We start from the raw sequence: 21,071 nt of genomic DNA on the forward strand, positions 1-21,071 counted from the left end.
GGAAAGACCATGACGACTATTCCACATACAAACTGGGATCCTGTCGCTGCGCGCACTGCTGGCGCTCTCTACCTCGCCATCGCCGTCTGCGGCGGTTTCAGCGTCGGCTTTGTTCCAATGCAAATCGTTGCCACTGATGCGGCTACGTCAGCCGCGAACCTTATGGCCAATCAAGGGCTGTTCAAAATTGGCATCATCGCAGACGGCTTGGTGATCCTGTTTGAACTGGCGATCACCGCGATTCTTTATCAGATGTTCCGGAACGTTGGGCCAAAGATGGCGATGGTCGCGCTGATCTCTCGTGCGGGCATGATTTCCGTCATGGGGATTAACATCCTGCTTTGGGTGATGCCTTACATGTTGCTGACCCGTGACACCGGCTGGGACACAGCGCAACAGCACGACCTTGTTCAAATATTTTTTGATGCGCATGCGACGGGCGTCTTTGTCTGGCAGCTGTTCTTTGGGGCGCACCTGCTAGCGCTTGGCTGGCTGGCGATGAAATCCGATGTCGTTCCACAAATTCTGGGTCGGGGTCTGTTCATCGGTGCTTTTGGCTATCTGTTGCAAGGTATCGTCGAGTTGACGTTCACGGATGTCGCCGCACTCGACTACACCTACATCGCGCTACTGGTCATCGTCACGATTTCCGAAATCAGCTTTGGCCTTTGGCTGCTGATCCGCGGTGGCCGGACTTCCCCCCAATTCTCAACTGCACCCGCATAAAGGAGACTTTCAATGCTGGCCTATTCATACAAACAATACGGATCACCCGACGTGATCAAACAAGTCACACTGCCCCAACCAACACCAAAACCAAATGAGGTTTTGATCCGCATCTTCACTACGACTGTCAGCGCGGGTGACTGGCGGGCGCGCAGCCTGACAATGCCGAAGGGTCTTGGCCTGATGGGGCGTGTGGTGTTTGGCCTACGCGGGCCGCGCAAGCCGATCCTCGGCACTGAATTTTCGGGTGTGATCGAGGCGGTTGGCGCAAATGTCACCCATTACCTAACCAGCGACGCCGTGATTGGATTTCCGGGTGCTGCATTTGGGGCACATGCAGAATTCATCACGATGCCTGCGAACGGAAAGCTGACCCTGAAGCCGGACAACATCGGCTTTATACACGCAGCAGCGATCCCGTTTGGTGCAACCACGGCTTACGACTTTTTGGTCAATAAGGCGAAACTACAACGGGGTGAGACTGTGCTGATCAACGGGGCCTCTGGGTCGGTTGGGTCGGCCTGTGTGCAAATCGCCAAACATCTCGGCGCGCATGTGACCGCTGTCTGTAGCGGTGGTAACGCGGAAATGGTGCGCACTTTGGGTGCAGATCACGTGATCAATTATCGTGCGCAAAACGTCGTTGAGAAGGGCACCCAATACGACATGGTTGTCGACACGGTCGGAACGCTGCCTTGGGCCAAGGCCAAGCACGCCATCAAACGCGGCGGAAAAATGGTCCTGATCGCGGGTATAACATCGGACATGTTCTTTGGCAGTCTCAAGGCGCGCCTTGCGGGCAAGAAAATGGTGGGCGGCGTCGCGTCTGAGGATCGGGATATCTTGGAGGCGGTCGTAATACTCGCCCATCAAGGTGTTTTTCAGCCCGTCATTGACAGAAGCTACGCGTTTGAGGATATGAAAGCTGCACATGCCCATGTCGATACGGGGCGTAAGAAGGGGAACGTGGTCGTCACTGTGACATCTCAAGACAGGACGCGTTCGCCCATTGAAATGGAACTTCAGTCAAAGGATGTGGTCTATGCCTGATCCAAACATGAATTTTGAACTTCTATTCTCATTGGCTGGCGTTCTGGCGATGGCAGGCTGGTTAGTCTTGCTTGTATCGCCTCTTATTCCACTGTGGTCTGATCGGATTTCGGGGCTCCTCATTCCGTCGGTGCTATCGGCTGGCTATGTGGTGCTAGCGGTTTTCTTTCCTTCAGGTGGGGACGGCGGGTTTGGCAGCCTCGACGCTGTTATGACTCTCTTTTCGCAGCCGAGTGCGATGTTGGCTGGTTGGATCCACTACCTTGCATTTGACCTTCTGATCGGAGCTTGGATATGCCGGACAGCGAGACACGATGGTTTGACCTTCTGGTTGGTTGCGCCGTGCCTTCCACTGACCTTTCTTCTTGGCCCAGCAGGTTTCCTCGCCTTCTTATTCGTCCGCACAATTGCGAAGCCCAAAGCGGCTTAGACCTCAGTGAAATGAAGAAAGGTGTCTCCTAATGACATACAATGAAACACAGCTTGCTCATCTGATCTGCGGTTCAACGGGCGCCGGCAAAACGATTTATGCGCAAGAGTTGGCAAAGGCGTATTGCCAAGTTGTTGACTGGGTTTGATAAAGCTATGTTGGCCCCATGAATATTCCAATTGAATTGCCACGCTTGAAGGGCTTTCGTTATCCTTGTGGGATTATTGCGTAGGCTGTTTGGGCGTACCATCGGTTAGCTCTGAGCACAGCTGATGTTGAAGACCTGTTGGCCGCGCGGGGCGTGATCGACGCCAGCAAAGGCGCGGCAATCCTCCCAAACCCCATGCCCGTCGATGTCTGAAACATTGCGGCGAGAACGACGATGCAGTTCGCGACCAAGAGGGAGGAAAACGGCTGTGGGGACTTTATGTTGTCCTTTCTTGACCTCAAAAATTCATTGCGGCAGCCGTATTACGGCGTTGAAGCGCCCGTGAACTTGTCCGCAATAATCCGAATACCTTTGGCTATGCGATTGACGGGAATGGAAGAATACCCAAGTCTGAAATACTCGTTCGGTTGGTTATCGCCACTAAAGAACGGTGCCCCCGGTTCGATCACAACACCATCGCTCAAAAGCTCTTGCGCTAAAATTTCAGTATCTGTCCCATCCGGCACTTTGATCCAAAGACTTGTTCCACCGAATTTGGCAGCACCTGCCGTTTCCAAAACAGTGTCCTTCAAAGCATCAACTGCCGCCGTACGCCGTTTTGCAAATTCCCGCCGCATATCCCGGATCAGCAGGTCATAATGCCCTTGTGCCAGGAAATACGCAGCCGTCCGTTGTAGATGCCCGGGAGGATGGCGGAGCATCATCGATCGTAGTTCTTTGGCCTCAGCGATAACTCTTTCTGGTCCAACGAGATAGCCTAACCTTAAGCCAGGGAACAGCGCTTTGGAAAAGCTGCCCGCGTAAAGGACACACTCGTCCTTGTCGATCGCCTTAAGTGCAGGGCTTGGTGGTTCGATAAAGCTCATTTCGAACTCGTAGTCATCTTCAACGATCACAAAATCATTGTCGCGTGCCTGCTCAAGAAGACGGATGCGCCTCTCTCGGGACAAGGTCGCTCCTGTCGGTGCGTGGTGGCTGGGTGTCACAAAGACAGCTTGCGTTCCAGCGGGTATCTTATTCGGGGGAAGGCCATATTGATCGACATCTACGGTTGTCACTTCTGCACCGCACCACCGCAAAGTCTGTGCTGTATCCGGGTAGCCGGGATTCTCACAGACGGCTTTCAAAGGGTTGCGGGTCAAAAGTTCCGTTGCAAGCCAAAGCGCGTTTTGCGCGCCAACGGTAATCAGGATTTGTTCGCGCCTAGCGGTAATGCCGCGACGCGGTAGCATACGTGCCAAGATATAGTCCACGAGCAGCGGATCATCGGTCGCCTCATTGCTTGCCATAAGCTCAAAGTCGCGTTTCCCCATTGCTTGGCGCGCACATTCACGCCAAGCGGTGTGTTTGAACAAGCTGCTGTCCATCTCGCCGAACACAAAAGGGTAGGGCATAGACCGCCAGTCGGCAGGTTTGATAATCCGGCGCCGCTTTGCGAGGTTTTCTGACAAAACGTTTTTCCAGACGGTGCTAGTATTGGCTACGTCTGCTACGTTGCCTTTCGGAAGCTGTGGAACCGCACCGTTATCGACAACAAGATACCCACTGCGATCTTTAGTTTCGAGGAATCCCTGATCGACTAAGTCCTGAAAAGCCAGCGTCACAGTCATGCGGGCCACTCCTAGGTGGTCTGCAAGCTTGCGTGAAGAGGGCATCAAAGAGCCAGGCATGGCTTGCTTTGATAGAATCGACGCGATGACGGTTTCGCGTATCTGTGTTTGCAGCGGTCTTTTGGATTTTCGATCCAAAAAGAAGACATCTGCTGCGATGCGTGGTTTGGCCATGATTCAGTGTGTTAGCTGATCTGGTCTAAGTCAATAAAATTTCTGGCCCTAACGCTAGGTTAATGATTCCCCCTAGGCGATGCGTAGCTTGGGGGTGGGCGATGCAAATTCTCCGCAATCTGAGCAATTCTTGCTTAAGCAACAATGGAGGACACTCAATGACACTTCTTTCACGGATGACGTCAACTGCGGCAGTCGCACTAACGGCAACTTTCCTAAGCATCGGCGCTGCTGATGCGAAAAACTTCAAAATCGCAGTTGGAGACAGCGGCGGCAGCAGCCAGGAAGCAACTGGTTTGGCATTTGTTGAAGCTCTCGAAGAGCTTTCAGATGGCAACCACACCGCGACCTTGTTCCTCAACGGCCAGCTTGGCTCCGAGCAGGACACAGTCAACGAAGCGGCCATCGGCACGCTCGACATGTCGATCCTCGCGATCAACAACGTTACACCATTCTCACCAACTGTTGGCGTGTTCTCACTGCCTTACGTTATTCTGAGCTTGGAAGATGCTGAAAAACTGACACAAGGCCCAATCGGTCAGGAACTGACGGAAAACACAATCAACGACGCCGGCGTGCGCGTTATTGCATGGACTTACACAGGCTTCCGTCGCCTGACCAACTCCAAAAAGCCGGTGAAATCCGTTGCTGATTTGCAGGGTCTGGTGATCCGCGTTCCCAAGAACGAAATCATGATCGACACGTACAAAGCCTGGGGCATCAGCCCGACACCAATGGCATGGTCAGAGACTTTCGCTGGTTTGCAGACCAAAGTTGTTGACGGTCAGGACAACCCATACACAACCATCAACGCGATGAAGTTCTATGAAGTGCAAAAGTACGTCACGAACATCCGCTACATCTTCTCGATTGAGCCGCTGATCGTGTCCGAGCAAGTCTTCCAAGGCCTGTCCGCTGCCGATCAGGAGATCATCCTTGAAGCAGGCAAAAAAGCCACTGCGGCATCTGCACAGTTCCTGCGCGACAAGGAAGCCGAGATCAAGCAGATCCTGTTGGACCAAGGCATGCAGATTGATGACCCAGAAAACAATGAGCAAGAGTTCATTGACCTGGCGACAGCTGCTGTTTGGCCAAAATTCTACGAGAGCATCGGCGGCATTGAAAAGCTGAACGCTGTTTTGGCTGAAATCGGCCGTGATCCCGTCTCTGAATAAGTCTGACTTAAAGCGAACGACAAGCGCTCATGAGCGCTTGTCTCATCTCAGTGGGAGGGGACAATGGCTAAACTTTGGTACATCGTAGACAATATCGAAAGCTACATCTGTCGTACGCTTTTGGCGATTTTCGTGTGCTTGCTGTTCTTGCAGGTTATCGTGCGCACGTTGTTCGATTTTTCATTCTCGTGGGTCGAAGAACTGTCGATCTACATGTTCGTCTGGTTCGTCTTCTTTGGGGCGAGCTATGCGGCCAAGATGGGTGCCCACAACCGCGTCACCTTCCAATTCAAGTTTTTGCCACCTTCGAAAATCAAATACATTGCGGCCTTTGCCGATCTGTTCTGGATCTTCTTCAACGTCTACTTTGTCTACCTCTCGATAGATTTCATCTTCAACAAGATGAACCGTTTTCAGTCGTCCCAAACCATGGGGTTCCACCTGAGCTGGGTCTACATCGTGCTGCCGATTGCGTTCACTTTGATGACCATCCGGGTCATTCAGGTGAATTACAAAAAAATCATTCTGGGCGAAGATTTGCGCGACCCTGATGCAATCGACCTCGAAGAAGTGCGCGCAGAAATTACCGAAGATTCTGGCAAGCCAGATCTTGATGGGGAGCAAAGATAATGGAAAGCCAAATCATCCTGGTCCTCTTTGGAGGGTTCTTGCTGTTGTTGTTCATGGGCGCGCCGATCACGGTTGCCTTGGGTGTCTCAACACTTATCTCATTTCTCTATCTGGACGAAAACCCGATCAAATTTGTGCAGATCGCCTTTACCTCGGTGGGCTCGTTCCCATTGATGGCCTTGCCTGCCTTCATCCTTGCAGGGGCGCTGATGGAAGCGTCCGGCCTATCGAGGCGTCTCATCAACGTAGCCGAGAGTTTCGCGGGCCCTTTCACTGGCGGCATGTCTGCAGCTACTGTTTTTGCCTGTTTGTTTTTTGGAGCGATCTCGGGCTCTGGCCCGGCAACGACGGCGGCCGTTGGCATGCTGATGATCCCAGCGATGATTGAACGCGGATATGGGCGCAGTTACGCATCCGCAATCACTGCGTCGTCTGGTGGCCTCGGTATCGTTATTCCGCCATCCATCCCGTTGATCATTTTCGGTATTGCAGCCCTTGGTATGCCTGCCCCACCTGAAGCGGTTGAAAAATTCGGTCAATTCCAGACTGTTTCGATCCCAAAGCTGTTTATCGCCGGATTCATGCCAGCGTTTCTGATCGCAGGCAGCCTTTTGATCATGAACTATATTCTTGCCAAAAAGCACGGCTACAAAGGCTCTGCTGAAGGTTGGTCTGCACGTCAGATCTGGTGTGAATTGTATCGTGGCTTCTGGGCGCTGATGGCTCCTGTTGTGATCCTTGGTGGCATCTATTCCGGCTTCTTTACGCCGACCGAGGCAGCCATCGTAGCAATCTTTTACACGCTTATCATTGGTACGTTTATTTATCGCGAACTCAGCTGGACAAAACTGTTTACCGCTCTTGAAACGACAACCTGGCTAACGGGCCGAGTTCTGTTGATCATGTTCACCGCAACTGTTTTTGGTCGCCTTCTCGTGGAAAACCAAATCCCGGCAGTCATTGCTGACAGCATGCTGTCTGTGACTGACAACATCTACATCATCTGGGCGCTGGTGATCTTTTTCCTGCTGTTCGTCGGCATGTTCATGGAGACGCTTGCCACCATTTTGATCTTGGTGCCGGTTATGTTGCCTGTAGCGTACAGCGTCGGGATTGATCCAATCCACTTTGGCGTGGTCATGGTCTGCTGCCTTGGCATCGGGTTCCAAACACCTCCGTTGGGAGAGAACCTCTTCATTGCTTCGGGCATCTCAAACATCTCGATCGAAAAGATCTCGGTCGCGGCGCTGCCGTTCGCGTTCATCAACACGATCGCGATTTTTATCATCGCATTTGTTCCCGAAATCTCGCTCTGGCTGCCACGGTTCTTTGGCTATTGATCCGCGATTGGAAAGGAGTTCCCTATGAAACAGACGATTACACATATCCTTTGTGCGACGGACTTGTCCAAGCATTCCGCATACACGATGTGTCATGCGGCCAGCCTTGCGGCATCAACCGGAGCCAAGCTGCATCTGGTGCATGCGGTCCAGCCTATGAGTGACGAAACAAGGACCGCACTGCAAATGTACATGCAGACAACGGGGTCAAGTGAAACCGCGCAAAAAGCGCGGCATGAGCACGTGCGCACGATCATGGCAGAGCGGCAGAAAGAGTTCTGGCAGCATGTCAGCGAGGAAAACAAGGATGTCCAGAAGCAGGTTGCGTCCATCGAGCTTGTCGATGGCTACCCAGCAGAAGTGATCCTGCGTCGTGCCTCCGAGCTCGGATGCGATTTGATCGTGATTGGCGCGCATGAACACGGGTTCTCGCAAACCTTTCTAGGGACCGTCGCGAAACGAGTGCTGCGACGATCCCCCATACCAACACTGGTCGTCCCGTATCGGGACACCGACCCAAGCACCTAAATTCACTTAAAAATCAGGAGACTACCATGACCAAGACACTGACAGTTCAAGACTTGTCCGATACCTTTGATGCCTTCAACCGTCACGATGTTGATGGCGTCATGACCCACTTCGCCGACGATTGCGTATTCTACACTGTTGGCGGTGACGAAGTGTATGGCGGCAAAGTTGAAGGCGCAGACGCTATTGCGACAGCTTTCTCTGGCGTTTGGGCCGGTATGAAAGACGCGCATTGGGACCACCACAGCCACTTTGTTCACGGTGATCGCGCGGTATCTGAATGGACATTCTCAGGCACGGGCGCTGATGGCATGCGCGTCGAAGCACAGGGTGCTGATCTGTTCACCCTGCGCGATGGCATGATCATCGTAAAGCAAGCCCTGCGCAAATCCCGCCCGCCTTTCAAAGCGTAATTTTCATCTCGCTCAAGGAGTTGCAAAATGCCGAACAGACCCAAGCACTGGCCCAAGGCCAGCTACGATCCTAGATACGATCCGATTGTCGATTCTGGTCCCGGGCACAACCGGGATCATGCGCCGACGTATTGGATCGGCACGGCGGGCACTCCGCCTGAAGACGATGGCCCTGTGACTGGTGATATCGACGTGGATGTTGTTGTCATCGGCTCCGGCTACACAGGTCTGTCGACCGCAATTCATCTGGCCAAAGAACACGGTATCAAAGCGCATGTTCTTGAAGCCAACACAGTCGCTTGGGGCTGTTCCACCCGCAATGGTGGTCAGGCGCAGATTTCGTCTGGCCGCCTGAAGCGATCCGAGTGGATCAAGCGTTGGGGTGTTGATGTTGCGAAGGGCATGCATGCAGAAGTCACCGAAGCATTTGAGCTATTCAACGACCTGATTGGGTCGGACGACATTGATTGCGACCCTCAGACTGGTGGTCATTTCTATTTGGCGCACCGCGAAAAGGTGATGTCAAAGCTGGAAAAGGAATGCGGACTGCTGAACGATGTGTTCGGTTACGGTTCGCGCATGGTTTCAAAAGGCGAGTTGCACGAGAAATACGTGCGCGACCAAGAAGCAAACGGTGCGATGTGGGAGCCTGATGGTACCTCCATCCATGCCGCGAAGCTGGCGTTCAGCTATGTGCGTCTTGCGCGCAAACTCGGCGCGAAAATCCACACCGCAAGCCCTGTGATGGGTTGGAAAACCGTGGACGGGGTGCATCATCTCACTACGCCCGGCGGCACTGTGCGCGCGCGCGCAGTTGCGTTGGCAACCGCTGGCTACACACCGCCCGGCCTGAACGAAAAAACCAAACATCGCCTTATGCCGATTTTGTCGAACTCTATCGTGACGCGCCCGCTGACCGAAGAAGAGAAAGCAGAATGCGGGTTTAAGGTGAAATCCCCACTGACAGACACGCGCACCTTGCGGCACTACTATCGCTTTCTGCCCGACGACCGTGTTCAGATCGGAAGCCGCAGCGCCATCACTGGAACGGATGCGGAAAATCCCAAGCACCTCGCGCTGTTGCAAAAGGGCCTTTATCGCAAGTTCCCTGTACTGGAAGGGATCGAGCTTGATTACTCTTGGTGGGGATGGGTGGATGTCAGTCATGACATGATGCCACGCATTTTCCAGCCAAATCCAAAACAAACGATCTTTTATGCGATGGGCTATGGCGGCAACGGTGTGATGTATTCTGCACAAGCTGGTAAGCGCATGGCGCAGATGGTGGCAGGTGAAGGCAAAGACCTCAAGCTTCCCATCTTTACGTCACAACTGCCAAGCCATGGCATTTTGACTCCGTTCCGTCGGTTGGGTCAGCGAATGGCCTATCCTTATTACTATCTTCAAGACGAAATTCTCTAACGCCCTGACACAAGGATTACAGACATGAAAATGACCACCGAAGAGGCCTTTGTTAAGGTTCTGCAAATGCACGGTATCGACAACGCCTTTGGCATTATCGGTTCCGCAATGATGCCGATTTCGAATATCTTTCCTGATGCAGGAATCAAATTCTGGGACTGCGCACATGAAACATCTGGCGGTATGATCGCGGATGGTTACACACGCGCGTCCGGCAAGATGTCCATGGCAATTGCGCAAAACGGCCCTGGCATCACCAACTTCGTTACGCCGATCAAAACAGCCTATTGGAACCACACGCCGCTGTTGTTGGTGACACCGCAGGCCGCAAACAAGACCATCGGTCAGGGCGGCTTTCAGGAAATCGAGCAGATGAAATTGTTCGAAGACATGGTTTGCTATCAGGAAGAAGTGCGCGATCCGTCTCGCATGGCCGAAGTCTTGAACCGCGTGATTGAAAAAGCGTGGCGCGGTTCTGCCCCTGCGCAGATCAACATCCCGCGCGACTACTGGACGCAAGTCATCGACATCGAGCTGCCCCAGATCATCCGTCTGGAGCGCCCGCAAGGGGGCGAGCAAGCGGTCAAAGACGCGGCCAAGCTGCTGTCAGAGGCTGAATTCCCCGTTATCCTGAACGGTGCAGGTGTGGTTCTGTCCGGTGGGATCGATGCAAGTGCCAAACTGGCAGAAGCATTGGATGCGCCCGTTGCTTGTAACTATCAGCACAACGATGCGTTCCCGGGTTCGCACCCGCTGGGCGTTGGACCTTTGGGCTACAATGGCTCGAAAGCGGCGATGGAGTTGATCCAGAAGGCAGACGTGGTCCTTGCCCTTGGCAACCGTCTGAACCCGTTTTCCACGCTGCCCGGGTACGGCATTGATTACTGGCCTACGGATGCAAAGGTCATTCAGGTCGACATCAACTCTGACCGCATCGGCTTAACCAAAAAGGTTGACGTGGCCATTCAGGGTGACGCCAAGCGTGTGGCCGAGCAACTGTTGGAAAACCTTGCGGATGGCGCAGGCGACAAGGGCCGCAAAGAGCGTACCGAGCTGGTGGCGCTGACAAAATCCCGCTGGGCGCAAGAACTGTCGTCTATGGTTCACGAAGACGATGCGGACGAAGGCATCGACTGGAACGAGCGTGCGCGCAAGGCCAAGCCAGAACACATGGCACCGCGTCAGGCCTGGCTTGCAATCATGTCAGCGCTGCCAAAGGATGCGATCATCTCGTCCGACATCGGCAACAATTGCGCGATTGGCAACGCCTATCCGTCTTTTGATCAAGGCCGCAAATATTTGGCACCTGGTCTATTTGGCCCATGTGGGTATGGCTTGCCTGCGATCCTCGGCGCGAAAATCGGCTGCCCGGATGTTCCGGTTGTCGGCTTTGCCGGTGACGGAGCATTTGGCATCTCAATGAACGAGATGACAGCCTGTGGCCGCGGCGATTGGCCTGCGATCACCATGATCATCTTCCGCAACTACCAGTGGGGCGCTGAAAAGCGGAACACAACACTGTGGTTTGACGATAACTTTGTCGGCACGGAGCTGAACGAAGGTGTGAACTATGCAGAGATTGCAAAGGGTTGTGGCCTTAAAGGCGTGCAGGTCACTGGTATGGATCAACTGACAGACGCGCTTAACACAGCCGTCAAAGAGCAGATGAAAGACAACGTCACGACGTTCATCGAAGTTGTCCTGAACCAAGAGCTAGGTGAACCTTTCCGCCGCGACGCGATGAAAAAGCCGGTTTCGGTGGCAGGCATCAACAAAGGCGACATGCAAAAGCAGCAGTTCGTCTAAGCCCATTACAAAACGGAGAGGCGGCCGCTTGGGTGCCTCTCCGACAATATTCTGTGAGTGACGCGATCACTCTTTCTTACCACTTAACATATGTTGACGTGCCGGACTGATCTGGTGCGGTCACGGAAAGCATGTCTGATGACATCGATTGCAAGTTCCTCCCAGACCTTCATGAACCGCGTCCCTGCGTTTTTCTCAACCAACGGGCCGGGGTTTGCCGTTTCGGTTGTGATCGCAGTTTGTGCGCAGTTCTTGTCAGAGCACTACGGCGCGCCCGCGATGCTTATGGCTTTGCTGTTGGGGATTGCTTTCCATTTCTTGGCTGAAGAAGGGCGTTGCGTTCCGGGCATCGCTTTTACGTCCAAAACAGTGTTGCGAATTGGCGTGGCTTTGTTGGGTGCGCGCATCAGCGTTGAGCTGCTCATTGGGCTGGGGCCAAAGCTGATTGGGCTTGTCGTTGCAGGTGTCATTCTGACTATTCTGTTTGGCCTTCTGGGCGCAAAACTGCTGGGGCGGGGGTGGCGTTTTGCGCTGCTGACGGGCGGATCTGTGGCCATCTGTGGCGCATCAGCTGCGATGGCGATTGCAGCCGTTCTGCCCAAGAACGAGCATTCTGAACGAAATCTGATTTTTACCGTGTTGAGTGTCACGATCTTGTCCACCATCGCGATGATCGCCTATCCAATCATCACGGATTGGCTTGAGTTGGATGATCTTGCCGCTGGTGTTTTCCTTGGTGGAACGATCCACGATGTGGCGCAAGTCGTTGGTGCTGGCTTCTCGGTCAGCAATGAGACCGGAGAAACCGCGACGCTTGTGAAATTGATCCGCGTGACCATGCTTGCGCCGGTCGTGCTGGTGTTCGCACTTATCATCCGCACCTATGCTGACGATGATCCTCAGGCAGACGGCAAACGTCCGCCGCTTATGCCATTTTTTGTCATCATGTTTTTGATCCTCGCCGCAATCAATTCTTTCGGTCTGATCCCAGCATTCATGCAAGGTTTCCTTGCTGATATGTCAAAGTGGGCACTGCTGGTGTCTATTGCCGCCGTCGGCATGAAGACCTCACTCAAGACAATTTTCGATGTCGGCGGGCAGGCAATCATTCTTATCGTGGCCCAGACAATCTTCATCGCAGGCTTCATCCTTTATGGCATTACCCATTTCGCCAACTAAACAGAAAAGAACACCGTTATGCGTATTGTAGACTTTCAAGAAGACGTATCGATCACAAAGCGGCGTCTCGCCGATTTGCCTGACCGCGTTGTCGAAGGTGACCCACATCACGAAACACAGATGCGATTTACAAGCGCTGATGGCACTTTGCTGGCGGGGACGTGGACCAGTACGCCGGGTAAATGGCATGCCTTCGCCGACCGAGACGAGTTTTGCTATTTCCTTTCAGGCCACGCACAGCTGATTTCCGAAGACGGCACGGTGCAGGATTTTCGCGCGGGCGACAGTTTTCTGATCCCAAACGGCTTCGTTGGATACTGGAATGTGTTGGAAACAACTACCAAGCATTTCGTAATTCGCGACTACAGCGCCGATTGACCCACACGACTGGCATTTGAGGACATGACAATGAACCCGATGACGCGCATTCTGAATACAGCTGTTCGGCTGAACCGCAAAATTGTTTTGAGCGAGGGTGAAGATCCTCGGGTCATCGCAGCGGCAATAGAGGCGCGCAAGCAGGGCCTTGCGCAAGTGGTGCTGGTCGGGAACAAAAGCGCCATTGATGCAGCTCTCTCCACCAAAGGCGGGCAAGAACTCGACGGGATTGAAATCCATGATCCAACGGACAGCGATCTCAGAACTCCCATGGCAGACTATTTCCACAATTTGCGCAAACACAAAGGTGTCACAATCGATCTTGCTGCAAAAGCTGTGGAAAACCCGCACGTTTACGCGGCACTTCTGGTAAAACTGGGCCATGCTGACGGTACATTAGGTGGTGCCGCAACATCCACCGCCGAGATCGTTCGTACAGCCATTCAGGTCATAGGCACAGCGGCGGATGCCAAAATGGTTTCCAGCTTCTTCCTGATGATCCTAGATCAGGACCATCATCCCAAACAAGGCGTGCATGTCTTTTCCGATGCGGGACTTGTGATCGACCCCGACGCAGACGAGTTGGCGCAGATTGCAATGGCGTCTGCAACGTCGTTTGCTCAATTAACCCAAGATGCGCCTCGCGTGGCGATGCTGTCCTTTTCGACAAAAGGCAGTGCTAGAGGGGAAAGAGTTTCGAAAGTCGTAAAAGCAACACGACTTGTACGCGATACCGCCCCAGATTTGATGGTCGATGGCGAGTTACAGTTCGATGCAGCTTTTATGCCGGCCGTCGCTGCATCAAAGGCTCCCGACTCTGTTCTGGGTGGTGGTGCCAATGTATTCGTTTTTCCAAATCTGGACGCAGGCAACATCGCCTACAAAGTGGCACAACGTATTGGCGGCGCCACTGCCGTGGGGCCAGTTCTTCAAGGGCTATCGCAGCCCGCGAACGATCTTTCACGGGGATGCAGCACTGAGGATATTGTACTGATGGTCGCTGTAACCGCAGCACAGTGCGCTGGATAATATTCTGACTTGAGTAGGTATCTGGTGTCATTTCAAGTTTAGGTATTGCCTGCCGAAGAACCGGTATCTGCACGCCTGAGAAACCGGATCGGAAGCCAAGCCCAGCGTCAGAGAATGGATCGAGTTCTACAATCACAAACGCCCACATTCTGCACTTGGCGGCAAACCACCTGCCGTGGACTATTGGCAGACAAATGTAACAACAAACCCCGATCAGCAGGTGCAAAGAGTAGCTCAGATCCTGTCCAACAAATAGGGAGTAGCTCAGTCCCGACAACCTCTGGGGCTTAGACCTCTTAGTCGCCATCTGGGTCTTCCGCTTTCATAACCATGGCACATCTCAAGTTATTGGCGCGACGAAACCCAACTGGAAAAGAGCGATCTGGTGATAGCGATCAGGGCGACGATAACAATCAGAACAACGGATATTGCTGCAATCGCCGGGTCGATGTTGTCACGCAATCCCATCCACATCAGGCGCGGCAATGTCACTGCATCCACTGAGGTGATAAAGATGGTGACAGCAATTTCCTCCCACGACAAAACGAAGGTCAGGAAGAAGGATACAATCAGACCAAAACGGATGTTGGGGATGATCACTCTGAGGATGCGGGTCGCTAAACCTGCACCCATGGCACGGGCCGCCAGATCAATGCGCCGGTCAACCTGGGCCAGTGAGACGGAAATCATCACAACCGCAAAAGGGGCGATCATCACCGAATGCGCCAACACGACGCCTGCCAAGGTGTCATAGGCGATAATGCCATTGTATTGGCTCAGAGTGATCAGAAAGAAATAGAGCGTCAACGCCGAGACAACAGGTGGGGCCACCATCGGCAGCAACGCAATGCCCATCAAAAGTCCCGCAAATCGCGGCCGCATCATCCAGATACCAAGCGCGAAAAACAGCCCCAACAAGGTAGACACGGCAGCGCTGAGCAGTCCAACGCGGACAGAAAGCCAGATGCCATTCACCCATGCCGGATTTTCGATCAGGGTGCGGTAATGTCGCCACGACCATTCATCCGTGGGGATCGACAAAAACCGCTTTGGCGTGAATGAAACGGGCACAACTGCGAGCAAAGGCATCATCAGAAAAATGGCAACAACAGCGGCAAGAAGCGCTGCTATCAGACCGGGGCGCAGGGTTGTCATTTCGCGCCCCCCGGTTGCAGCTGTCGCAGCAGCAGCGCCAGCAATGCGGCAATTGACAGCATCAGAACAACGCTGATGGCCGCCGCAAGACCCCAGTTCGGGCTTTGAAAGATACGCAGGTAGATGAGCTCAGCAATCATCACGCTGCGCCCGCCGCCTAGGATTGCCGGCGTCACAAAGAACCCAATGGCAAAAACAAAGACCAACAGCGCCCCGCCAAGGATGCCCGGCGCAGTCATCGGTACAAAGACTTGCCAGAAAATGCGCGCACGGCCAGCCCCCATCCCACGCGCGGCCATCACGGCGCGTTCATCGACATTTCGCATCGCGGTGGCAATTGGAAAGACGGCAAAGGGGATCAGGAAATGCACCATTCCGATGACCACGCCGATCTCATTTCGTACCAGTGCCAGCGGGCCATCCAGTAGACCGATAGATTGCAGCCAACTGTTGATCAGGCCGCGATTTGACAGCAGCGCAAGCCAACCAAAAGCGCGGGTTAGAACCGATATCCAGAATGGAATGAAGATACATAATTCACACAAAAGCCGGGCCAGCGTGCCACCCCGCACCCAAAGCAAGGCAATCATGTAGCCCGCCGTCACACTGATCAGCGTGACCATCGCGCAAATCCGCAAGGTGCGCCAAAACACCGAAAGAATGAGCGGATCGCTCAGTGCGGTTGCATATTGATCAACCCCGACCTCGGGGAGCGTCACGCTCCAGCTGATCACGCCAAGAAACGGCAGGATGTACGTCAGAGCCAGGAACAACAGGAGCGGGCCCAGCAGAACAGCAGATTTTGACAATCTCGGCATATCAGTCCTCAGATGGACGCTGCATTTTGTGGGAGAGCCAAGTGCAGCGCCCTTTGGTTAGGCAGAGACAATACCGAGATACTCATCAAGCGCCGCACCATAATTGGCCTCGTACCATTCCATTTGTAACGGAACCTGCACGGAAAAATTGGCCGGATCGACTGGGTTGAACCTTTTGCGGTCCGCCGGGATCAACGCATCAGCTGCTGGGTTCGCCGGACCATTTGACAGGATGTCAAACAAGGCAATCTGACGCGCGGGATCCTGCGCCGAGGCAATGAAATTCATCGCCGTCTCAGCGCCACCCGGGTTGCCCTTTAACACGGCCATGGACCCGGGGGCCAACAACCCATCCACCCAGATGAACTTGATATCGCCTTCGCTATCCTCTTCCAGCAGCTTGGCCCGTGTTGACCAGACCAACGCCATTGAGGCTTCGCCCTCCAACATCAGCGTCTGGCTTTCAGCACCACCGCCCCAGAAGGCCACGACATTGTCCTTGAATGCGCGCAGCTTGTCGTGGGCGCGGGCAATGTCCAATGGATAGAGATCCCCCTGTGCCACACCGTCGCCCATCAGCAAGGCTTCCCAAACGCCAACACCCCATTTGTACATGGCGCGCTTGCCTGGGAAATTTTCAACGTCAAAGAAATCGGCCATACCGGTTGGGGGATTGTCACCGAATTTGGTCGCGTCATAGGCGATGACATATGAATAGAAATAGGATGATGCGGCGTAATCCCAGCCAAAGCCTTCGCGCATTTTGCCACGATCAACCACGTTGTAGTCAATCGGTTCCATCATGCCCTTGCGACCCAATGCCTGCGCCGAGAATGGATCAGCATCAACAATATCCCAGGTTGGATTGCCGCTTTCGATCTGGGCTTGGATAGCGCCTTCAGTTGGGCCGGATCCATCCTGTTTTACGACCACGCCGCCGTCTTCCTGAAATGGCTGACCAAAGGCGGTGTCAAAGGCCGTAATGGCATCCCCACCCCAGTTGACGAACACCAGCTCACCACTATCAGCCAGTACCGGCGTGCCCTGCAGTCCAAGAGCCGTTGTGCCCAAAAGGGCAGTTGCCAGCGTGGTAAAGCTGCGTCGCGAAATATCACCTTTCTGGGTTTTGGTAGCCAGAATATCAAGGCAGTCCTTCTGAAAATTTCCGTCCATGTGTCTTTCTCCCTATTGAAAATTGGTCGTCTTTCGCAGTCCGGGCGGCCCCTCGCGCTATAGTAGAATGCCCTTGTCTTCGGACCAGCCTGCCCACACCTCAGATCCGGGGCCAAACCCTTGAGGCAAGTCGGCCGTGACCTGAGACAGTATCAAATGCGTGCCACCACGGGTTGTGAGATCAAGCCGGGTTTCCGCGCCCAGATACGTCAGGCCGGTGATCGTTGCCGCGATGGAATTGCCGTTTGACTGCTGTTTGTTCGTCAGATGCATGTACTCGGGCCGCACGGCCAAGGTTTGACCGAACGACTGTGCCGGGCGCACAATGCGCAGGGCCTGATCTTCGAACAGCCCTTCTGTAAACCTGCCGTGGCTTTTGACGTCACTCATTGGCAGGATGTTGATATCCCCCAAAAATTCCGCAACAAATCGGTTTTGGGGTTGTTCGTAAACATCACGTGGCGTGCCGATCTGTTGCAGCTTGCCCTGTTCAAATATCGCAACCTTGTTAGACAACGCCAAGGCTTCTGACTGATCATGGGTGACGAAAATGAAGGTGGTACCGGTTTCCTGATGTAACCTGCGCACCTCGTCCTGCATCTGGTTGCGCAGGTTCTTGTCCAAAGCTGAAAACGGCTCGTCCAGTAAAAGCACCGATGGCTCACAGGCCAAAGCCCGCGCAAGGGCCACGCGTTGTTGCTGGCCACCCGACAGGGCGGATGGGCGTTTTTGGCCGTGGCCCCCAAGACCCACCATTTCAATCATCTCTGCGACGCGGCGCTTAGTGTCGGATGCACTGCGGCGCTGGACCTTGAGGGGGAATGCAATGTTCTGCGCGACGCTCATATGCGGGAACAGGGCATAGCCCTGAAACACCATGCCAAATCCGCGATCTTCGGGTGGGACATGCGTGACATCACGCCCATCCAGCGTCATCCGCCCACGGGTCGCCGCCTCAAAGCCGGCCAAAACCATCAGGAAGGTTGTCTTGCCGGACCCCGACGGCCCCAGCAGGGTCAGAAACTCACCGCAGCCAACAGTCAAGGAGATATCATCAAGCGCTGTAAAGCTGCCAAAATCCTTGCCGACGTTTTGGGCGTCAATCTCAGCTGCGCGTGTTTTAGCAAGCATGGCTTCCTCCGTGTGGCCTAAGCTAGAAGGAGGAAATACTTCCTGACAAACGAATTGTTTTTACATCATTGGCAAATAGAATTTGCCAAAGGCAGATATTTAGGTGTTCGAACGTGATAATTCATCCAAGATCCAATCTCGGAATGCGACCACGCTGGCAAAGTCGGATTTCGCGGATGGGATTGCCAGATAATATGCCTTGGGTGACTTGATGGACAAATCAAACAACCGCACCAGGTGGCCGGTCTCCATCGCCTCGCGGCAGATGAATTCATCCCCCATCGCCAAACCCTGAGCGTTCATTGCAGCCCCATAAACCAGATTCATGTCTGCAAAAAAGACACCGGAATTTGTCAAATCAGGAGAGCAACCAGCAGCTTGGAACCACGCTTTCCAGTCTTCCTGATCGGCTAGATGCAAAAGATCGCCCCGCAAAACGTCACCTGGTTCCTGAAACGCGCCCAACCTATTCAGCAGAACCGGGCTGATCAAAGGGGTGAACTCAACTTCCTTTAATAACTCGACTTCTACATCTTTCATGGTGCTTTCACCAAAGGCTATAAACACATCCACATCGGGGTTTGTAACATCTTCAAGCAGTTTTGGTGTGATTATAGAAAGGGCTATTTCGGGAAAGTTCCGCCTGAACTTTCCGATTTTTGTGCTAAGCCAGGTCGCGGCAAAACCGGGGGTACAGCTGATACATAATTGGCCGGACAATTCCTGCCCGGCATTGCGCGCAGCGGACAAGCTGATCAATGACAGAGCAGCGGATACGTCATTGGCGTAGGTGCTCCCACGAGTGGTAAGTTCGATCCGGGTTCCCACGCGATTAAACAGCGCGAACCCAAGATCGCGTTCCAGCAAACGCAGTTGATGGCTAACTGCGCTGCGGGTGAGGTTCAGTTCATCCGCAGCTTTCCAAACCGCCCCGTGCCGCAAAAAACTCTCAAGAGCGCGCAGCGCTTGAGTTGAAGGTAGCCGTTTCATATCACATCTCTCACTTTAGGGTAGGTATACAACATGCGTTTGGTGAAACCAGCCACGAGGTGAACCAAATTTGCAGGTTGATTGAAATGATTTCACTTTTCTATCTGCTGTAGCGCTGCGTTACTTGGCACCATGAAAAATCCGATGCCCCTGTCGAATGCACAATCAAGCGCACTGGCTGTTGTCGACTCTCGGCAAGCCGAGCTGTCGGATTGGTGCGCGACAATATTCAATTTCGCTGAACCGGCCTGGCGCGAGTACCGCTCGGCAGAATGGTATGTGAAACGGCTGCGCGCCGAAGGTTTTAGGGTTGAAGAAGGTTCTGGCGGTATGCCTACGGCCTTTTGCGCGGAATGGTCAAACGGCGCTGGTCCGGTAATCGGCATGTATGCAGAGTACGACGCTGTTCCGGGCAATTGTCAGGCGGCATCGACCCGTCGAGAACCGCGCGAAGGGTTGGGATTTCAAGCAGGCGGGCATACCGACCCGCACTCGGGGCTTGGCATTGCGACGCTGGGTGGGCTGCTGGCCGCCAAAGCGGCGATGGAAAAACACGGCATCAAGGGCGGTCTGCGTTATACCGGAGAGCCGGCGGAAAAGGTGCGGGGATCAAAGCCGATCCATGCGGCCAAAGGATACTACGACGGGCTGGCAGCGATGCTGTCGTTCCATCCGTTCTACATGCTGCCAATGTGCAATACGGTGCGTTGGGATACGCATTGTGGCGCTGCTTATGCGATGGTTTACCGCTTTATCTGTGATGCTCCTGAGAGCTGGGGCAGCAGCGATGGTGCGCCCATTCCCCAATCTCATTCCGCCGTGCGTGCCCCTGGCGCGAATGACGCGTTGATGACAATGTATCAGTCTTCAAAGGCGCTGCGCGAGGCGATGCTGCCCCATCAAGGCGGCTGGTCAGTATCCGAAGCGATCCTGACCGCCGGGCAGGCCACCGCAGACAACCTGCCAGCAGGTCTGGCAGAGATCCAATATATGATGCGCGTGCCAACTGTGGCGATGGCCGAACAGATCACCGCCGTTCTGGACCGCAACGCCGCCGCCAGTGCTGCAATGACCGGCTGTAGATGGGAGCGCCACTGGGTCAGCAAATCCCGCCCTGGTTTGGCAAATCATGCGATGGCAAATGTCGTGTGGGGCGCCTTGCAACAGGTCGGGGCTCCGGTTTGGGACGAAGCGGCTAAAGGTGTAGCGCGCGACATTCAGCGCAATCTGGGGATGGTCCCGATGGAGGAACCATTCATCAACGCTCTGACGCAGTTGGTTGAACCACAGCAGGCCGAAGCGATCCTACGTCGGGATTTGCCACCCTCTCAGCTGAATTCAACATCTGATGATTATACCGATATGACCTGGCACACGCCAACTGCACGGTTCTATATCGCCCGCCCGGCGCTAAAGGCACCAGAAACGGGCGCCTATCCGCCTTGGGTAATGAACGCGCTTGGCGGCATACCCGCCACAATTGATCCAATGGTGCAAACCGCCGCCAAGGTACTGGCTTGCGTAGCAATCCGGTTGCTCGAAGACGAAGGCGCACGCGATGCGGCTATGGAAGAGTTCCAGACACGAACGGGTGGCGGCATTGGCGGCACCACGTGGCACCCACCACTTTGTGATTATGATCCACCGATCCATTTTCGCTGGCCCGAATATATCAACACCCCGCGCGGACAAGATTGGTGGATCCCCTCCACCGTGCCCGACGCTTGATTTAGCAGGAGAACACA

At 54.1% G+C, this 21,071-nt stretch carries 20 protein-coding genes and 2 pseudogenes; 16 read left to right on the forward strand and 6 right to left on the reverse strand.

Translation table 11 applies throughout. The annotated features are described in order from the left end of the window. The first annotated feature begins 9 nt into the window (after nucleotides 1–9). The 4 genes and pseudogenes from ABJL60_RS02165 to ABJL60_RS02180 all read left to right on the forward strand — a co-directional run. Nucleotides 10–726: a DUF4386 domain-containing protein gene (locus ABJL60_RS02165; RefSeq protein WP_348432304.1), complete on the forward strand. Its 717-nt coding sequence runs from the start codon at nucleotides 10–12 to the stop codon at nucleotides 724–726. A 12-nt stretch (nucleotides 727–738) separates the two neighbouring features. Next, nucleotides 739–1,776 (forward strand): NAD(P)-dependent alcohol dehydrogenase, encoded by a 1,038-nt coding sequence (locus ABJL60_RS02170; RefSeq protein ID WP_348432305.1) that lies wholly within the window; start codon nucleotides 739–741, stop codon nucleotides 1,774–1,776. Beyond that, nucleotides 1,769–2,206 (forward strand): ABA4-like family protein, encoded by a 438-nt coding sequence (locus ABJL60_RS02175; protein ID WP_348432306.1) that lies wholly within the window; start codon nucleotides 1,769–1,771, stop codon nucleotides 2,204–2,206. The genes ABJL60_RS02170 and ABJL60_RS02175 overlap by 8 nt, the downstream gene beginning before the upstream one ends. Nucleotides 2,207–2,372: 166 nt before the next feature. Continuing rightward, a pseudogene (locus ABJL60_RS02180) lies at nucleotides 2,373–2,510 on the forward strand (IS6 family transposase); the annotation flags it as partial. 167 nt (nucleotides 2,511–2,677) lie between these two features. On the opposite strand, the gene ABJL60_RS02185 reads toward ABJL60_RS02180, so the two are convergent. Beyond that, nucleotides 2,678–4,159, reverse strand: coding sequence for a PLP-dependent aminotransferase family protein (locus ABJL60_RS02185; RefSeq protein WP_348432307.1), 1,482 nt, complete (start codon nucleotides 4,157–4,159; stop codon nucleotides 2,678–2,680). Nucleotides 4,160–4,317: 158 nt separating this feature from the next. On the opposite strand from ABJL60_RS02185, the gene ABJL60_RS02190 reads away from it, so the two are divergent. The 11 genes and pseudogenes from ABJL60_RS02190 to ABJL60_RS02240 all read left to right on the forward strand — a co-directional run. Then, nucleotides 4,318–5,334 (forward strand): TRAP transporter substrate-binding protein, encoded by a 1,017-nt coding sequence (locus ABJL60_RS02190; RefSeq protein WP_348286121.1) that lies wholly within the window; start codon nucleotides 4,318–4,320, stop codon nucleotides 5,332–5,334. Between the two features lie 63 nt (nucleotides 5,335–5,397). Further along, complete coding sequence (locus tag ABJL60_RS02195; RefSeq protein ID WP_348432308.1) at nucleotides 5,398–5,964, forward strand: TRAP transporter small permease; 567 nt, start codon at nucleotides 5,398–5,400, stop codon at nucleotides 5,962–5,964. Next, nucleotides 5,964–7,304 (forward strand): TRAP transporter large permease, encoded by a 1,341-nt coding sequence (locus tag ABJL60_RS02200; protein WP_348286117.1) that lies wholly within the window; start codon nucleotides 5,964–5,966, stop codon nucleotides 7,302–7,304. Before ABJL60_RS02195 ends, ABJL60_RS02200 begins: the two co-directional genes overlap by 1 nt. A gap of 24 nt (nucleotides 7,305–7,328) precedes the next feature. After that, nucleotides 7,329–7,832 carry a universal stress protein gene (locus ABJL60_RS02205; RefSeq protein WP_348412861.1) on the forward strand — a complete coding sequence of 168 codons (504 nt, stop codon included), beginning with the start codon at nucleotides 7,329–7,331 and terminating at the stop codon, nucleotides 7,830–7,832. Nucleotides 7,833–7,858: 26 nt separating this feature from the next. Continuing rightward, nucleotides 7,859–8,245 (forward strand): nuclear transport factor 2 family protein, encoded by a 387-nt coding sequence (locus ABJL60_RS02210; protein ID WP_348286114.1) that lies wholly within the window; start codon nucleotides 7,859–7,861, stop codon nucleotides 8,243–8,245. A 27-nt stretch (nucleotides 8,246–8,272) separates the two neighbouring features. Further along, nucleotides 8,273–9,667 carry an FAD-binding oxidoreductase gene (locus ABJL60_RS02215; protein ID WP_348432309.1) on the forward strand — a complete coding sequence of 465 codons (1,395 nt, stop codon included), beginning with the start codon at nucleotides 8,273–8,275 and terminating at the stop codon, nucleotides 9,665–9,667. A gap of 24 nt (nucleotides 9,668–9,691) precedes the next feature. Further along, the gene (xsc, locus tag ABJL60_RS02220; RefSeq protein ID WP_348432310.1) at nucleotides 9,692–11,473 is read left to right on the forward strand and encodes a sulfoacetaldehyde acetyltransferase; all 1,782 of its coding nucleotides are present in this window, start codon (nucleotides 9,692–9,694) and stop codon (nucleotides 11,471–11,473) included. A 171-nt stretch (nucleotides 11,474–11,644) separates the two neighbouring features. Beyond that, entirely contained in the window at nucleotides 11,645–12,652 is a 1,008-nt protein-coding gene (locus ABJL60_RS02225) for a YeiH family protein (RefSeq protein ID WP_348286232.1), read from the forward strand. An 18-nt stretch (nucleotides 12,653–12,670) separates the two neighbouring features. After that, entirely contained in the window at nucleotides 12,671–13,030 is a 360-nt protein-coding gene (locus ABJL60_RS02230; protein ID WP_348432312.1) for a cupin domain-containing protein, read from the forward strand. Nucleotides 13,031–13,060: 30 nt separating this feature from the next. Beyond that, nucleotides 13,061–14,059 (forward strand): phosphate acetyltransferase, encoded by a 999-nt coding sequence (pta, locus tag ABJL60_RS02235; RefSeq protein ID WP_348432313.1) that lies wholly within the window; start codon nucleotides 13,061–13,063, stop codon nucleotides 14,057–14,059. A gap of 64 nt (nucleotides 14,060–14,123) precedes the next feature. Then, nucleotides 14,124–14,315 (forward strand): annotated as a pseudogene (locus tag ABJL60_RS02240) (integrase core domain-containing protein); the annotation flags it as partial. 89 nt (nucleotides 14,316–14,404) lie between these two features. Here the strand turns inward: ABJL60_RS02240 and ABJL60_RS02245 are convergent. From ABJL60_RS02245 to ABJL60_RS02265, 5 genes are all read right to left on the reverse strand, one after another. Then, a complete protein-coding gene (locus ABJL60_RS02245) occupies nucleotides 14,405–15,214 on the reverse strand; it encodes an ABC transporter permease (protein ID WP_348432314.1) in 810 nt (269 codons plus the stop codon). Further along, nucleotides 15,211–16,032, reverse strand: coding sequence for an ABC transporter permease (locus tag ABJL60_RS02250; RefSeq protein WP_348432315.1), 822 nt, complete (start codon nucleotides 16,030–16,032; stop codon nucleotides 15,211–15,213). Before ABJL60_RS02250 ends, ABJL60_RS02245 begins: the two co-directional genes overlap by 4 nt. A gap of 57 nt (nucleotides 16,033–16,089) precedes the next feature. Then, a complete protein-coding gene (locus tag ABJL60_RS02255; protein WP_348432316.1) occupies nucleotides 16,090–17,205 on the reverse strand; it encodes an ABC transporter substrate-binding protein in 1,116 nt (371 codons plus the stop codon). Nucleotides 17,206–17,262: 57 nt separating this feature from the next. Continuing rightward, entirely contained in the window at nucleotides 17,263–18,336 is a 1,074-nt protein-coding gene (locus ABJL60_RS02260; RefSeq protein WP_348432317.1) for an ABC transporter ATP-binding protein, read from the reverse strand. A 99-nt stretch (nucleotides 18,337–18,435) separates the two neighbouring features. Beyond that, nucleotides 18,436–19,326 carry a LysR substrate-binding domain-containing protein gene (locus ABJL60_RS02265; RefSeq protein ID WP_348432319.1) on the reverse strand — a complete coding sequence of 297 codons (891 nt, stop codon included), beginning with the start codon at nucleotides 19,324–19,326 and terminating at the stop codon, nucleotides 18,436–18,438. Between the two features lie 144 nt (nucleotides 19,327–19,470). On the opposite strand from ABJL60_RS02265, the gene ABJL60_RS02270 reads away from it, so the two are divergent. Further along, nucleotides 19,471–21,054 (forward strand): amidohydrolase, encoded by a 1,584-nt coding sequence (locus tag ABJL60_RS02270; RefSeq protein WP_348412852.1) that lies wholly within the window; start codon nucleotides 19,471–19,473, stop codon nucleotides 21,052–21,054. The last annotated feature ends 17 nt before the right edge of the window (nucleotides 21,055–21,071 follow it).

This window comes from Ascidiaceihabitans sp., assembly GCF_039986515.1.
Lineage (GTDB): Bacteria > Pseudomonadota > Alphaproteobacteria > Rhodobacterales > Rhodobacteraceae > Ascidiaceihabitans.

What these genes read in the sequence shown, in the direction of transcription:
- ABJL60_RS02210 (WP_348286114.1), top strand. Translation starts at nt 7,859, where the DNA reads ATGACCAAGACACTGACAGTTCAAGACTTGTCCGATACCTTTGATGCC.
- ABJL60_RS02255 (WP_348432316.1), bottom strand. Translation starts at nt 17,205, where the DNA reads ATGGACGGAAATTTTCAGAAGGACTGCCTTGATATTCTGGCTACCAAA.
- pta (WP_348432313.1), top strand. Translation starts at nt 13,061, where the DNA reads ATGAACCCGATGACGCGCATTCTGAATACAGCTGTTCGGCTGAACCGC.
- ABJL60_RS02260 (WP_348432317.1), bottom strand. Translation starts at nt 18,336, where the DNA reads ATGCTTGCTAAAACACGCGCAGCTGAGATTGACGCCCAAAACGTCGGC.
- ABJL60_RS02205 (WP_348412861.1), top strand. Translation starts at nt 7,329, where the DNA reads ATGAAACAGACGATTACACATATCCTTTGTGCGACGGACTTGTCCAAG.
- ABJL60_RS02195 (WP_348432308.1), top strand. Translation starts at nt 5,398, where the DNA reads ATGGCTAAACTTTGGTACATCGTAGACAATATCGAAAGCTACATCTGT.
- xsc (WP_348432310.1), top strand. Translation starts at nt 9,692, where the DNA reads ATGAAAATGACCACCGAAGAGGCCTTTGTTAAGGTTCTGCAAATGCAC.
- ABJL60_RS02165 (WP_348432304.1), top strand. Translation starts at nt 10, where the DNA reads ATGACGACTATTCCACATACAAACTGGGATCCTGTCGCTGCGCGCACT.
- ABJL60_RS02250 (WP_348432315.1), bottom strand. Translation starts at nt 16,032, where the DNA reads ATGCCGAGATTGTCAAAATCTGCTGTTCTGCTGGGCCCGCTCCTGTTG.
- ABJL60_RS02265 (WP_348432319.1), bottom strand. Translation starts at nt 19,326, where the DNA reads ATGAAACGGCTACCTTCAACTCAAGCGCTGCGCGCTCTTGAGAGTTTT.
- ABJL60_RS02170 (WP_348432305.1), top strand. Translation starts at nt 739, where the DNA reads ATGCTGGCCTATTCATACAAACAATACGGATCACCCGACGTGATCAAA.
- ABJL60_RS02175 (WP_348432306.1), top strand. Translation starts at nt 1,769, where the DNA reads ATGCCTGATCCAAACATGAATTTTGAACTTCTATTCTCATTGGCTGGC.
- ABJL60_RS02190 (WP_348286121.1), top strand. Translation starts at nt 4,318, where the DNA reads ATGACACTTCTTTCACGGATGACGTCAACTGCGGCAGTCGCACTAACG.
- ABJL60_RS02200 (WP_348286117.1), top strand. Translation starts at nt 5,964, where the DNA reads ATGGAAAGCCAAATCATCCTGGTCCTCTTTGGAGGGTTCTTGCTGTTG.
- ABJL60_RS02215 (WP_348432309.1), top strand. Translation starts at nt 8,273, where the DNA reads ATGCCGAACAGACCCAAGCACTGGCCCAAGGCCAGCTACGATCCTAGA.
- ABJL60_RS02225 (WP_348286232.1), top strand. Translation starts at nt 11,645, where the DNA reads ATGAACCGCGTCCCTGCGTTTTTCTCAACCAACGGGCCGGGGTTTGCC.
- ABJL60_RS02185 (WP_348432307.1), bottom strand. Translation starts at nt 4,159, where the DNA reads ATGGCCAAACCACGCATCGCAGCAGATGTCTTCTTTTTGGATCGAAAA.
- ABJL60_RS02230 (WP_348432312.1), top strand. Translation starts at nt 12,671, where the DNA reads ATGCGTATTGTAGACTTTCAAGAAGACGTATCGATCACAAAGCGGCGT.
- ABJL60_RS02245 (WP_348432314.1), bottom strand. Translation starts at nt 15,214, where the DNA reads ATGACAACCCTGCGCCCCGGTCTGATAGCAGCGCTTCTTGCCGCTGTT.
- ABJL60_RS02270 (WP_348412852.1), top strand. Translation starts at nt 19,471, where the DNA reads ATGCCCCTGTCGAATGCACAATCAAGCGCACTGGCTGTTGTCGACTCT.